A 13,562-nucleotide genomic window follows, 5' to 3' on the forward strand; every position below is an offset into this window, starting at 1 on the left:
TCGGGTGAGCAACCGGAGGCCCGTCCTACTTGACATAATGTCGCTTATCGGCACACTGGGATAGCAGCCGGTCGACCTCGTCGGCTGATGAGTGGCAGCGTCGCGCAGTCATCCGGCCATCGCGATCCTCACCTAGCCAGCCTCGAAGCGAACGTAGGCGACGCAGCAACGCCCGCATGGATCCATCGGGATCCGATGGTTAGCTGTTCGCGCCGATGAAGCCTGGAGTCCTTGGGTTCCAAGCCCGACCCCACCGGTTGCCAATGCGGTTCGAGAGCGGTTGTTTCGTCACCGTGACAATTTGGGGTCCCCGCCCACGCCTCTGCGCATCGAGCCGGGTTGCTTTTCGCGCAACCGCGCCGAGGTATTAGTAATGATCTCTGTTTCCGTGAAGTTGGTTTCAGCGGTTCCATGGCGACGCGGGACCGACGGGCCGCTCGATTCGGTAGATGGTTCCGCCGCTTGCGTGGCGACCGCAATCCCCCGTGGCAATGGAATGGCAAGCCTGCGAGGCCCGATCCGGCCGAAGCGGTGAAAAGTCCCGCTCCACCAATTAGCCGCTACCCCAACGTATTTCGTCACTGTGACGTTTCGATCGGTGCTCTCCCGCGTTAGCCCCGTCAGTCACCCGGCGCCGACCAGTGCACCACCTTGGTGGCGGTCATCTCGTCGAGAAGCTCGGGCCCGAACCCGAAGCCGGTGCCGCTGGCCCGCCGGGGCTCGGAGGCTCCGCCGGGCGCACCACCGAAGACGTTGTTGATCTTCACGGTGCCGACCGGCAGGCTGCGCCAGGCCTCCTGGGCATGCGCCATGTTGCCGGTCAACACACTGGCGGCCAGGCCGTAGCGGTCATCGGCGGCTTCGGTTAACGCGGCAGCGAAGTCCGGCACCACCCGCACCGGCGCGGTGGGCCCGAACGTTTCCTCGCGCATGATGAGCATGTCGGGCGTGCAGTCTGTCAACACCGTAGGTGGGTAGAACGTGCCAGGCCCGGGTTGCGGCTCGCCGCCGACCAGAACGTGGGCCCCGGCGCGGGTGGCATCTGCGACATGCGCGTGCACGTGTTCCCGGTGACGCGCGTCGACCAGCGGTCCGATGCGGTCGCGCCACGAGATCGCCTCGTCGATCAGTGCATTGAGGAACGCGTCGGCGATCGATTGCACGACGTAGACCCGCTCCACCGAGACGCAGATCTGCCCGGCATCGGCGAAGGCACCCAGCGCGGCCTGGCCGGCCGCCCAGGCCGGGTCGACGTCGGCGTCGACGATCAATGCGTTGTTTCCGCCATGGCCCAGCAGTGCCTTGGCGCCGCGTTCGGCGCATGCCCGCGCGATCTCCCGGCCCGTCGTGCTGCTGCCGACGTGCGCGACGACGTCGACCTGTTCCGCGGCCGCCAATTGTTCCCCCACGGTGCCGTCACCGTCCACGATCTCGAGCACACCCTCGGGCAGCCGGGCGGCCAGCAGTTCGGCGAACCGTCGGCCGGTCTGCGGGCAGCGCTCACTTGGCTTGTGTACCACGCTGTTTCCCGTCACGAGGGCCGCACCGAGCAGTCCGGCCGCAACCGCGGCGGGATCGTTCCACGGTGTGATCACCGCGACCACGCCGCGCGGTTGCGGAACCATCAGATCGGTTGCGGACCATCCGCCCTGCAGGGCGTGGCCGCGGTGTAGCGGCCCGAGTTGGGCGTATTGCAAGAGCGTGTCGATCCCGGCGTCCACGCCGCCGCGAGCGTCGTCGCGCAGCTTGCCGGTTTCCCGCTCGTTCAGTTCCGCGAGTTCGTCGGCCGCGGCTCGGACGTCGGCCGCTGCGGCCGCTATCGCGGCGGCCCTTTCGGGCGGCGGGGTGCGCGCCCAGGTGCCGGCGGCAGCAGCGGCCCGCCTGACCGCTTCGTCGCAGTCCGCCGGTTCGGTGATGGGCACCTGCGTGACGGTGTCGCCGGTGCGCGGATCCAGGACGCTGATGATTTTGGTAAGGGTCGAGGCCACGACAGCGGATACCCTCTCGCCAGTCCGCCAATCAGCAACCCCGAAACGTCCCTGGTGAACGGGCCGAAGATGCCTCGCGACATAGTTCCGATCCTGTATGGTCGGCGTGTCCGCCGGCGCAAGGGATAGCGGGGTTCGATGGCAAACAGGTTCCCCGACAACGCCTTTACCTCGCGACAGGCGGTGGATCCGGGTCTGCGCAAGGTTGCCCGGTTCCTGCCCCGCGGGTATGCCTTGCATCGAGGGCTCAAGGTCCAGCGGGCGATCATGAACCTCTTCAGTAGCACGGGGCGGTTGCGTGACGTGCCGGAAGCCGCGGTCAACGAGCACGTCACCGTTCGCCTGCATCGTCCGGACACACTTCCCGACCGGGCGCCGGCCCTGCTGTGGGTCCACGGCGGCGGCACGGTCATGGGGCACGCCGCCCAGGACGACAAGTATCTGCGCAAGCTCTCCCACCGCACGGGTGTCGCGATCGCAGCGGTGGAACACCGACTGGCTCCCGAGCATCCGTATCCGATCCCGGTCGAAGACTGTTATGCCGCGCTGCTGTGGCTCGCACGTCAACCTTGGATCGACCCGGATCGAATCGCCGTCGGCGGCGCCAGCGCCGGTGGGCACTTCGCGGCGGCGCTGGCGCAACGGGCTCACGACCGAAAGAACGTCAAACTGGCTTTTCAGATGCTGGTGTACCCGATGCTGGACGATCGCACCGGCGCCGACCACGGCGGCCAGAGGCGCATCATGTGGACCGGAACCGACAACCAGTTGGCGTGGCGCTGGTACCTCAACGGCGCCGATCCCCACGAAGCCGCCCCCGCGCGGCGGGCCGATTTATCCGGCCTGCCGCCGGCGTGGATTGGGGTCGGGACGTTGGACCTCTTCTATGAGGAATGCCTGCAGTATGCGCGCGGCCTGCGCGACGCGGGCGTTCCCGTGCATCAGGAAATCGCCCCCGGCGCCTTCCACGCCTTCGACCAGATCGTCGACAAGGCTCCGCTGTCGGTGAAATTTTTCACCAGCCAGTGCGAACACCTTCGGGACGCCCTCGTCGCGCCCCACGCTTAGCCCCGGACGGCGGCCACTCCCCTGCGCTGAGCGCCGTAATCGCCCGCGGGCCAACCGTTTCCGGGGACTGCCGCGGGGCGGCCACGGCGCGGCCGACCCGGCTCAGCGAGCCCTCCGCCGAGCCATCGTCGCCCACCCGGCGAAGGGACGTCAGGCCCCAAGTCGGCGCCCTTCGACTGCAAAGTGTGCAGAACGTGCAACTATGGGTGCATGTCCAACCCGGTGGGTCTGCGCGAGCGTCGTCGACGTCAGACAAGCGCAGACATCCGCGACGCTGCCGTGCGCCTGGCGCTGGCACGCGGATTCGACAAGGTGACCATCGAGGAAATCTGTGCCGATGCCGGGGTGTCGACGCGCACCTTCTTCAATTACTTCCCGAACAAGGAGTCCGCGATCGCGTATGGCCCGTCGGACATCCCCCCGGAGTTGGTAGCGGATTTCGTCGCGGCCGGGCCCGCCCCCTACTCGGTGGTGCTGGAAGAGCTGATCACGCTGGCGGCGCACCATCTTCGTGATGTGCCCCCGAAACGCGAACAAGCCGCCGGCATGCTCGAACTCGCCAAGACCTCCCCGGCGGTGCTGGCGGCTTTCCTCGCCGACCTGGAACGGTTTCAAAGTCACCTGACCGATGTCGTTGCGCGCCGCCAAGGCATGCGCCCCGACGACGAGATAGTCACGTTGGTCGCCGCGCTGGCCTTGACGGCCGTGCGTTCGGGCATCGAGCGCTGGTCGAGCGGTGAAGCCGGGGCCGCCGACGACACGCCGATGCCTTATGTTGAGCGCGCTGCCGCGCTGGTCAACAGCATCTTCACGAAGTGACCTGAAACACCGCGGGTAATTGTTGCATGGCGTGCAAGGTATGCACATTATGTACTATGCTCAGCAGGCAGCATCCGACAACACTTCACGAAAGTAGGTGTGGGTGCTGGGGGCGACCGCCGGCGCGCTTGGGCAGTCGCTCCCCGGGGCGATCGAGCGCACACGCATCATAGTGATCGGCAAAACCATTGCGGTGCAACGTAAGTCGTGGCGCTTGCCTGCCCACGAGCTGGTGCACAGGTCACACTGACGCTGACCAGAAGACGGCCGCCTGATGGGGAAGGGAATCACCTAGGTGAAGGTTGTGCGCAACGCGTGGTTGCCGCTCCTGATCGTCGCGGTCCTGGTAGTTGGCGGCTTCGCCGTGGCCAGGGTCAAGTCCTTCTTCGGCGCCCACGACACCGGCGTCATGACCAGCCCGCGGCTGGACGATTCCAAGCCGTTCAAGCCCAAGGTCGTCAAGTACGAGGTCTTCGGCTCGGCCAGCACCGCCAACGTGAACTACCTGGACCTTTCCGCCGACCCGAGGCGGGTCGACGGCGCGCCGCTGCCATGGACGCTGGTGCTCAGCACGACCGCCCCCTCGGTCTTCCCGAACCTCTCGGCACAAAGCAACGGTGACTCCCTCGGCTGTCGCATCACGATCGACGACGAAGTCAAGGCCGAGAACCTGACCCACGGCGTGCACGCCCTGACCTATTGCATGGTGAAATCCGCATGAGCGCACATTTCGATGACGCCCGCACCGACACCATCCCCATCGCCGACGAACCGGTGCGGGACAAGATTCCGCGGATCATCCGGACCTTCGCCGTGCCCATCATCCTGGGCTGGATCGCGATCATCGCCGTGCTCAATGTCGTCGTCCCCCAGCTGGACGAGGTCGGCAAGATGCGCTCGGTGTCGATGGCCCCCGAAGACGCGCAGTCGGTGGTCGCGACCAAGCGCATGGGCGCGATCTTCAACGAATACAAATCGAACAGCTCGGTGATGATCGTGCTGGAGGGGCAAAATCCCCTGGGCGCGGACGCCCACGCCTACTACGACGAGATCGTCAAGAAGCTGGACGCCGACACCAAACACGTCGAGCACGTTCAGGACATGTGGAGCGATCCACTGACCGGGGCGGGCGCGCAGAGCAATGACGGCAAGGCCGCCTATGTCCAGGTGTATCTGGCGGGCAACCAGGGCGAAGCCTTGGCCAACGAATCGGTCGAGTCCGTCCAAAAGATCGTCAAGAGTATGCCGCCACCGAATGGGGTGAGGGCTTACGTCACCGGGCCCGCCGCGCTGTCGGCGGATCAGCACGAGGCCGGCGACCGCAGCCTGCAGCTCATCACCGCAGCCACGTTCACGGTGATCATCGGGATGCTGCTGTTGGTCTATCGATCGGTCGTCACCGTGATACTCACGTTGCTGATGGTGGTCTTCGAGCTCTCAGCCGCGCGCGGAATGGTCGCTTTCCTGGGCTACTACAAGATCATTGGACTCTCGACGTTCGCCACGAACCTGTTGGTCACGTTGGCGATCGCCGCCGCCACCGACTACGCGATCTTCTTGATCGGCCGATACCAGGAAGCCCGCGCCGTCGGCGAGTCGCGCGAAGACGCGTACTACACCATGTACAGGGGCACCGCGCATGTGGTGCTCGGCTCGGGTCTGACCATCGCCGGCGCGACCTTCTGCCTGCACTTCACGAATCTGCCCTATTTCCAGACCTTGGGTATCCCGCTGGCCATCGGCATGGTGGTCGTCGTGGCGGCCGCGTTGACGCTTGGCCCCGCGGTCATTTCGGTGGTGACGCGTTTCCGTAGGACACTCGAGCCCAGGCGCACCCAACGCATTCGCGGGTGGCGCAAGGTCGGCGCTCTCGTGGTCCGGTGGCCCGGCCCGATCCTGGTCGTCACGATCGGCATTGCACTCATCGGGTTGCTGACCCTGCCTGGGTACCGCACCAACTACAACGACCGCAACTACCTGCCCACGGACCTGCCCGCCAACGAGGGTTACGCCGCTGCCGATCGACACTTCTCGCAGGCGCGGATGAATCCCGAAGTGCTGATGATCGAAAGCGACCACGATCTGCGCAATTCCGCGGACTTCCTGGTCATCGACAAGATCGCCAAGACGGTCTTCCGGGTGCCGGGAATCGGCCGCGTGCAAGCCATCACCCGGCCGGAGGGCACGCCGATCGAGCACACCTCGATCCCCTTCCAGATCAGCATGCAGGGCGTCACCCAGCAGATGAATCAGAAGTACCAAGAAGACCAGCTGGCCGACATGCTGCACCAGGCCGACATGATGCAGACGACCATCGACAGCATGGAAAAGATGCAGAGCATCACCGTGCAGATGGCCAACGACATGCATCAGATGGTCAAAAAGATGCACGACATGACCATCGACATCAACGAATTGCGCCAGCACATGGCCGATTTCGAGGACTTCTTCCGGCCGATCCGCAGCTACCTCTACTGGGAACGGCACTGCTACGACATCCCGGTGTGCTGGTCGCTCCGCTCGGTCTTCGACGGCCTCGACGGTATCGACATCATGACCGATGACATCGAGAGCCTGCTGCCGATCATGGACCATCTCGACACCCTGATGCCCCAGATGGTGGCGCTGATGCCTTCCATGATCGAAAACATGAAGGCCATGAAGACGACGATGCTGACCATGTATTCGACCCAGAAGGGTCTGCAGGATCAGCAGAACGAGGCGCAGAAGAACTCCAACGCGATGGGTAAGGCGTTCGACGCGTCGAAGAACGACGACTCGTTCTACCTGCCCCCGGAGACCTTCAACAATGCCGAGTTCAAGAAGGGCATGAAGAACTTCATCTCGCCCGACGGCCACGCCGTGCGCTTCATCATCAGCCATGACGGCGATCCGATGTCCCAGGAAGGCATTTCGCACATCGGCGCCATCAAGAAGGCCGCCTACGAAGCGCTCAAGGGCACGCCGCTGGAGGGCTCGAAGATCTATCTGGCGGGCACCGCATCGATCTACAAAGACCTCGGTGACGGCAACACCTATGACTTGTTGATCGCCGGGATCTCTTCGCTGTGTTTGATTTTCATCATCATGCTGCTGATCACCCGGGGCGTGGTGGCGTCGGCCGTGATCGTGGGCACGGTCTTGCTGTCGCTGGGCGCGTCGTTCGGTCTGTCGGTGCTGATCTGGCAGCACCTCATCGGCATCGAGCTGCACTGGATGGTGCTCGCGATGTCGGTCATCATCCTGCTTGCGGTGGGCGCGGACTACAACCTGCTGTTGGTGGCGCGGTTCAAGGAGGAGATTTACGCGGGCCTGAACACCGGAATCATCCGCTCGATGGGCGGTACCGGCTCGGTGGTCACCTCGGCGGGCATGGTGTTCGCCTTCACCATGATGACGATGGCGGTGAGCGAGCTGACGGTCATCGGCCAGGTGGGCACCACCATCGGGCTGGGTCTGCTGTTCGACACCCTGATTGTCCGGTCGCTGATGACGCCATCGATCGCCGCGCTGCTGGGCAAGTGGTTCTGGTGGCCCCAACGCGTCCGGCAGCGCCCGGTCCCGTCCCCGTGGCCCAAGCCAAGCGAAAAAGCGGGCCGGGAGACCGAATCGCTAGCTCCCGCTAGGTAACCCACTCGGGCTGCCCCGCGGTGTCGACCGCGGAGAAATCCTTGTGCCCCAGGCCCGCGGTGGTGCCGCCGTCGACGACGAACTCCGAACCGGTCGAATAGCTGGACTCGTCGCTGGCCAGGTAGACGACGAGGTTGGAGACCTCCTTGGGCTGGGCGATCCGCCCCAGCGCGGTCTGGAAGATGTCCTCGGGAACCCACTCGGTCATCGGCGTCTTGATGAGCCCGGGATGGATCGAGTTCACCCGGATTCCGCTCGGCCCCAGTTCCAGCGCAGCCGATTTGGTCAGGCCCCGGACGGCGAACTTGGTGGCGGTGTAGCCGTGGCAGGCGATGGTGCCGGCGATGCCCTCGATGGACGAGATGTTGATGATCGACCCCCGTCCGGCTTCCTTCATAGGTTTGACCACGGCCCGGATGCCCAGGAACACGCCCGTCAGGTTGATGTCGAGGATCCGCTGCCACTCCGAGAGCGCGTAGTCCTCGAACGTGCCGATGTTGATGATGCCCGCGTTGTTGACGAGCACGTCGATGCCGCCGAACTCTTTGAGGGCGGTGGCCACCGCCGCATCCCAGTCCTCGGGCTTCGTGACGTCGAGGTGCAGGTATCGAGCGCCGTCACCGACCTCCGCCGCGACGGCCTTGCCCTCGTCGTCGAGGATGTCACCGAACACCACCTTGGCCCCCTCGGCCACCAGCGTCCGCACGTGCGAGGCGCCCATTCCCCGCGCACCCCCGCTGATGAGCGCGACCTTCCCGGCCAACCGTTCTGCCACCGCGTTTCTCCTGTCGTCTGAGTCTTTAGCACCATACAGACGCGGGTAGATGTGCGGCCAGGGTTGAGGTCAGCCCACGACGTCGAAGACTGCCGCGGCGGAGGTGACGGCCTTGTCCGCGTTCCCCTCGTCATGCAGCAGCATGCGCACGCCGACGCGTCCCGGCCCACCCGGATGCGCGGTGCCCTCGACGCGGAAGGGACCCACCTTCCCGCGGGACATGAACATGACATGCCAGCTGACCACCTGCAGGCTTCGCGTGCCCGCAACGTCGGCGGCGAGATCGATCGCCGCGGTCTCGAGGACGACGTGTTGCGGCCCGATGTGCAGGGCGGCGTCCGGGGAAGCCAGTTCGGTACTGAGCTCGGGCAGCACCCAGTGGCCGTCGCCGCGCCTGCTGGCGCCGAAGGCCTGCCAGAGCGGCGGCAGATCCGGCGAATCCTCGATCACCAGTTCCGTGCCCGAAACGTCCATCCGCCCCAGGCCTTCGGGTGGGATGCCGATGATCGCTCCCTGCCCCTCGTTGAAGGCGATCACCCGGTCCGGGTTGTCGGCGTCGACGATCTTGCATCGCCCGTAACCCATGGTGCGGCCCTGGTGCACGATCCCGGAATCGACGATCTCGACTCGTTTGACGTCGTAGCCCGGGTCGATGATCTGCACAGACGCGATGACGGGGTTGGGCACCGCGACCATGTCGGTCTGGCACCCCTCCGGGGAGGAAATGGCCAACGGCGCCACCATGATTCCCCCGGCCTCGTTGCGCATGTCGCGGCGGATGGTGACGGTATCGTCGACCTCCCCGAGATCCATCGAAGAGTGCTTACGCCCGATGTAGCGGTAGCTGAGCAGGCCGGTCCAGCGTCGGTAGAGTTCGTCGCGGTAGGCCTCGGAGTCCCCCGCCAACTCCCGGATGTCACGAAGCTGCTCGCTCAATTCCGGCCTCCTTCATGATTTTCCGTGCCGCACCTGGTTGAACGGCACGCCGCGGTCGGCGGCGTACTCGCGCGGGAAGTTCAACACCCGCTCGCCGATCACGTTGCGCGCCATCTCGGTGGTTCCGCCACCGATGCTGGCGATCTGACGCCCGAGATAGCGGGTGCCGATGTCGAGCAGCCCCGCCTCGTCGCCGACAACCGCCGCCGGCCCGGCGACTGCCAGCGCGGTGTCGATTTCGACGTCGTGCACCTCGGCCATGTACAAGCGGATGATCGATCCCGCGGCGGGTGGCAGCGACCCGCTCACCACGGCGTGGAACACATGCTCGCTGAGTTGTCCGTGCACGGCCCGGTGAACCAGGGCCCGGCCCACCATCTCGCGGATTCGTTCGCTGCCACCCTGGTTCGTCTTCTCCACCAGGGACAGCAGGTCGACCGAAACATCCTGGGCCTCAGCGATTCCCGGACCGCTGGTGTACTCGGACCCGTCGCCCATCGTGCGGCGCTCGTGGTAGAGCTGGCGGGACGCGACGTCCCATCCCTTGCCCGGCTCGCCCACCACAGCGTCGTCGCCGACGTCGACGTCGTCGAAGAACTCCTCGCAGAATTCGACGGAGCCGTTGACCTGCTTGATGCGGTTGATCGTGACGCCGGGATGCCGAAGCGGCACGAGGAACATCGTCAGCCCTTCGTGTTTCGGCACGTTCCAGTCGGTCCGGGCCAGGCACAGGCCGAAGTCGGCGGCGAACGCCCACGTGCTCCACGTCTTGGCGCCGTTGATGACCCATCGCCCGTCGCGGCGGTCGGCGCGGGTGAGGACACCCGCAAGATCCGATCCCCCGCTGGGTTCCGACAGCAGCTGCACCAGCACTTCGTCGCCGCGCAGCGCGGCCGCGATGTGGGTGCGCTTTTGCTCCTCGCTGCCCATGTCGAGGATCGTCGCGCAGCAGATGGCGAAAGACGGGACGTTGAGCATGAGCGGAATCTCGTACGCCAGGGCCTCGGCGTCGAACGCCTTCTTGTATTCGTAGCCCAAACCGAGCCCGCCGTACTCGCGCGGGAAGCAGATGCCGGCGAATCCGCCGTCGTACAACTTCTTCTGCAATTCGCGGGCGCGCTGCCAGGAGGAAAGTTCGTCGCGCTGCAGGACCATCGCGTCCCCGGAATCCAGCCGCGGCAGGTTTTCAGCCAGCCACGCCTTGGCCCGGCTCCGGAATTCCTCGACCGACTCGGACGTCACCGGATGGCCTCTCACTCGACCGTCGACCTTGTGCTGGGCGACTGTACAGCACCGCTACCGCGGCTGTACAGGAAGGCGCCTCACGACCGGTTCAACTCCACGGCGGCGCGGATCAGCGCCTTCAACGCCTTCGCGTCGACCTCGTCGCCCTCGTGGAAATCGATCGCGCGTCGGGTGTTGCCGTCGAGGCTGGAGTTGAACAAGCCCGAGGGATCCGCCAGCGAGGCGCCCTTGGCGAAGGTCATCTTCACCACGTTCTTGTACGTCTCACCGGTGCAGATCATCCCGTCGTGATACCAGACCGGGACGCCTCGCCACTTCCAGTCCTCGACCACGTCGGGGTCGGCGTCCTTGATGAGTTCCCTGATGCGGGCGAGCATCTCGCCGCGCCAATCCCCCAACTCATTGATCCTGGCGTCGATCAGCTCAGCGGGAGATTTGTCCTGGGAGTTGGCCATCCTGGCTCGCCTTTCTGATGTTGTCGATCGACCGCCCCGTGTCTGACACTGGGGTTGGTGGCAAGTAGTCTGCAGTACTCAGCATGACCGATGCACATCCCTTCGACGACGCCCTCCGATTGGAGACCGTCGACGCCGACACCAGGCGCGGCCGGACCCACCCAGAGTGGGCCAACATGGTGGGTCCCTTCGGGGGCATCACCGCCGCCGTCATGCTGCGCGCCATCGAATCGCATCCCGATCGCATCGGCGAGCCGCTGGCGCTGACGGTGAACTACGCGGCCCCTATCGCCGACGGGGACTTCGACATCTCACTGCGGGCCGCGCGCACCAACCGCACCAACCAGCACTGGGTCGTCGAACTCAGCCAGGGCGGAGACCTCAAGACCACCGCGACCGCGCTGTTCGCTATCCGCCGCGACGGATGGGGCGACACGGAAAGCCACCCGCCCGACGCGCCCCCGCCCGAGCAGGTCACTGCCAGCGGTCCGGATGGCATCGTCGTCTGGACGCGCCTCTATGACATGCGATTCGTCGAAGGACCCATTCCCGCCGCGGACGGGCAACCCAGCCCCTCTTCCACGACCACCTTGTGGGTGCGCGACCGGGCCCAACGCCCTGTCGACTACCCGGCGCTGGCCGCGCTGTCGGACGTCTTCTATCCGCGGGTGTTCCTGCGCCGCGGCGGCGTCGTCCCGTCCGGCACAATCTCGTTGACGACGTACTTCCACGCCGACCGGCACGAACTCGACGGCTTGGGGAACGACTTCGCCCTGTGCACCGCCCACGCCAACCGCTTCACGCGCGGCTACTTCGACCAGAGCGCGCAGGTATGGACGCGGGACGGCGTGCTGCTGGCAACCACCCATCAGGTCGTCTACTTCAAAGGCTGACCGGTTTACACTTCGCCAGTGAAACGTCACGCCGGGACGCCTAGGGACAGAATCGAGCCGCAATGACAGAGCGCGCGGAGGGCATGGTCGCCGAGGCGGACGCCGCCACGCTGCTGGCGATCGAATCCATCAAGCAGCTCAAGGCCCGCTATTGCCGGTACCTGGACACCAAGGACTGGGACGCGTGGCGCACCGTCTTCACCGATGACTTCGTCAGTGACACGGCCGAAGCCGGCGGCAAGGTAATCGAGGGCGCAACGGAGTTCGTGGCGTTCACGCGCAAGGCGCTCGGGCGGCCGTCACAGGCCACCGCCCACCAGGTGCACGCCCCCGAGATCAGGCTCACGTCGGCGACCACTGCGCGCGGGGTGTGGGCGCTGCAAGACGTCGTCCGGTTCGGACCGGGGGTGACGTTGGTGGGCTACGGGCATTACCACGAGACCTACGAGAACGTCTCCGGTCAGTGGTTCATCAAGAGCTCCAAGCTAACTCGGCTACGAGAGGATATCGTCACGCCCGTGTTTTCTGTTTACGTCTCCGACCGAATCCGCCGGGCGATCGGCAGGGTCGCCAACAGGGTGATCGGACAGTGACGCCCCGATGACTGCCTCCACCGTTCTGGTCACCGGCGCGTTCGGACAAGTCGGTAAGCGTTGCACGCAGATCCTGCTCGAGCGGGGACGCACCGTCATCGCGATGGATCTGCGCAACGACAACACCGTCGCCGTCGAACGCGAGCTGGCCGCCGACCGGCACCCCGGGACGCTGATTCCGGCCTACACCGATCTGCTGGATGCCGAGGCGGTGCGCGAGCTCGTCGCGACCCATCGGCCGGAAGCGGTAGTTCATCTGGCCGCCATCGTGTCCCCGCTGTCGTATCGCAAGCCCGGTTTGGCCCGCAAGGTGAACGTGGGTGGTACCGAGAACCTCTTGGCGGCCTGCGCCGCGCTCCCCCGCCCGCCGTTGTTCCTGATGGCCTCCAGCGCGGCGGTATACGGCTCGCGCAACCCCTACCGTCACCCGGAGCGGATCACCCCGGACACCCCGGTGGACCCCATCGATCAATACGGCCAGGACAAGGTGCTTGCCGAGGCGGCGATCCGCTCCAGCGGCCTGCCGTACGCGCTCTTTCGGCTGGGCGGGGTCATCTCGCCGGATACGCACACGACCGTCAACAGCGACTCGCTGCTCCTGATGCGGTCGATGCCGGGCGACAACCGCATGCACGCGGTGGATGCGCGCGACGTTGCGCTCGCGTTCGCCAACGGCGTCGACCGGGAATCGACCATCGCGGGCAAGGTGGTGCTCATCGGCGGCAACGAATCGTATGTGCTCACCCAGCGCGACCTCGAGGACGGACTGATGGAGGCCTTCGGTCTGGGCGGCCTCGGCCCGTCCGCGAGCCTGCCCGGCGATCCCGGCGACGACCGCGGCTGGAGTTTCACCGGCTGGTACGACACCACCGAAGCGCAGGCGCTGCTCGACTTCCAGGAGCACGACTGGTCCCAGACCCTGTCCTGGATCGCCGAGTCGCAGGGCCGCACGCGGACGGTGGTGCGGCTGCTGAGCCCGATATTGCGGCCGGTCCTGCGCACCGTCCTGATGGTGCAGCGCCACCTCGAGGGGCGCGGCCCATACGCCGACCCGTGGACCCTGATCGAAAAGAAATACGGCACCGCGGCGCTGGCCGGAGTCGACTAGTGGCGATCGCAAGGGCGGCGTAGCCGGGCGTGGCGGGTCGCCACCATCGGAC

General features: G+C 65.8%; 12 protein-coding genes. 7 read left to right on the forward strand and 5 right to left on the reverse strand.

The genetic code is table 11. The features are described from left to right. Positions 1-620: 620 nt before the first annotated feature. Positions 621-1,988: an aldehyde dehydrogenase family protein gene (locus KXD96_RS17725; RefSeq protein WP_396876893.1), complete on the reverse strand. Its 1,368-nt coding sequence runs from the start codon at positions 1,986-1,988 to the stop codon at positions 621-623. Positions 1,989-2,126: 138 nt separating this feature from the next. On the opposite strand from KXD96_RS17725, the gene KXD96_RS17730 reads away from it, so the two are divergent. The 4 genes from KXD96_RS17730 (at position 2,127) to KXD96_RS17745 (ending at position 7,505) form a co-directional block, all read left to right on the forward strand. After that, complete coding sequence (locus KXD96_RS17730) at positions 2,127-3,056, forward strand: alpha/beta hydrolase (RefSeq protein WP_260738240.1); 930 nt, start codon at positions 2,127-2,129, stop codon at positions 3,054-3,056. Between the two features lie 210 nt (positions 3,057-3,266). Further along, positions 3,267-3,875 (forward strand): TetR/AcrR family transcriptional regulator, encoded by a 609-nt coding sequence (locus KXD96_RS17735; RefSeq protein ID WP_260738242.1) that lies wholly within the window; start codon positions 3,267-3,269, stop codon positions 3,873-3,875. A gap of 304 nt (positions 3,876-4,179) precedes the next feature. After that, complete coding sequence (locus tag KXD96_RS17740) at positions 4,180-4,596, forward strand: MmpS family transport accessory protein (protein WP_313901659.1); 417 nt, start codon at positions 4,180-4,182, stop codon at positions 4,594-4,596. Continuing rightward, entirely contained in the window at positions 4,593-7,505 is a 2,913-nt protein-coding gene (locus KXD96_RS17745) for an RND family transporter (protein WP_260738247.1), read from the forward strand. The genes KXD96_RS17740 and KXD96_RS17745 overlap by 4 nt, the downstream gene beginning before the upstream one ends. Here KXD96_RS17745 and KXD96_RS17750 read toward each other — a convergent pair. From KXD96_RS17750 to KXD96_RS17765, 4 genes are all read right to left on the reverse strand, one after another. Continuing rightward, complete coding sequence (locus tag KXD96_RS17750; protein WP_260738249.1) at positions 7,498-8,280, reverse strand: SDR family oxidoreductase; 783 nt, start codon at positions 8,278-8,280, stop codon at positions 7,498-7,500. The genes KXD96_RS17745 and KXD96_RS17750 overlap by 8 nt on opposite strands. A gap of 69 nt (positions 8,281-8,349) precedes the next feature. Continuing rightward, entirely contained in the window at positions 8,350-9,216 is an 867-nt protein-coding gene (locus KXD96_RS17755; RefSeq protein WP_260738251.1) for a hypothetical protein, read from the reverse strand. A gap of 12 nt (positions 9,217-9,228) precedes the next feature. After that, positions 9,229-10,458: an acyl-CoA dehydrogenase family protein gene (locus tag KXD96_RS17760; RefSeq protein ID WP_260738252.1), complete on the reverse strand. Its 1,230-nt coding sequence runs from the start codon at positions 10,456-10,458 to the stop codon at positions 9,229-9,231. Between the two features lie 80 nt (positions 10,459-10,538). Then, positions 10,539-10,916, reverse strand: a complete 378-nt coding sequence (locus KXD96_RS17765; protein ID WP_260738255.1) for a DUF1801 domain-containing protein — start codon at positions 10,914-10,916, stop codon at positions 10,539-10,541. 83 nt (positions 10,917-10,999) lie between these two features. On the opposite strand from KXD96_RS17765, the gene KXD96_RS17770 reads away from it, so the two are divergent. From KXD96_RS17770 to KXD96_RS17780, 3 genes are all read left to right on the forward strand, one after another. Then, positions 11,000-11,809, forward strand: coding sequence for an acyl-CoA thioesterase II (locus tag KXD96_RS17770; protein WP_260738262.1), 810 nt, complete (start codon positions 11,000-11,002; stop codon positions 11,807-11,809). 62 nt (positions 11,810-11,871) lie between these two features. Then, positions 11,872-12,402, forward strand: coding sequence for a nuclear transport factor 2 family protein (locus KXD96_RS17775; protein ID WP_260738264.1), 531 nt, complete (start codon positions 11,872-11,874; stop codon positions 12,400-12,402). A gap of 7 nt (positions 12,403-12,409) precedes the next feature. Further along, positions 12,410-13,510: an NAD(P)-dependent oxidoreductase gene (locus KXD96_RS17780; RefSeq protein ID WP_260738267.1), complete on the forward strand. Its 1,101-nt coding sequence runs from the start codon at positions 12,410-12,412 to the stop codon at positions 13,508-13,510. The last annotated feature ends 52 nt before the right edge of the window (positions 13,511-13,562 follow it).

It is taken from the genome of Mycobacterium sp. SMC-2, assembly GCF_025263485.1.
Taxonomy (GTDB): Bacteria; Actinomycetota; Actinomycetes; order Mycobacteriales; family Mycobacteriaceae; genus Mycobacterium.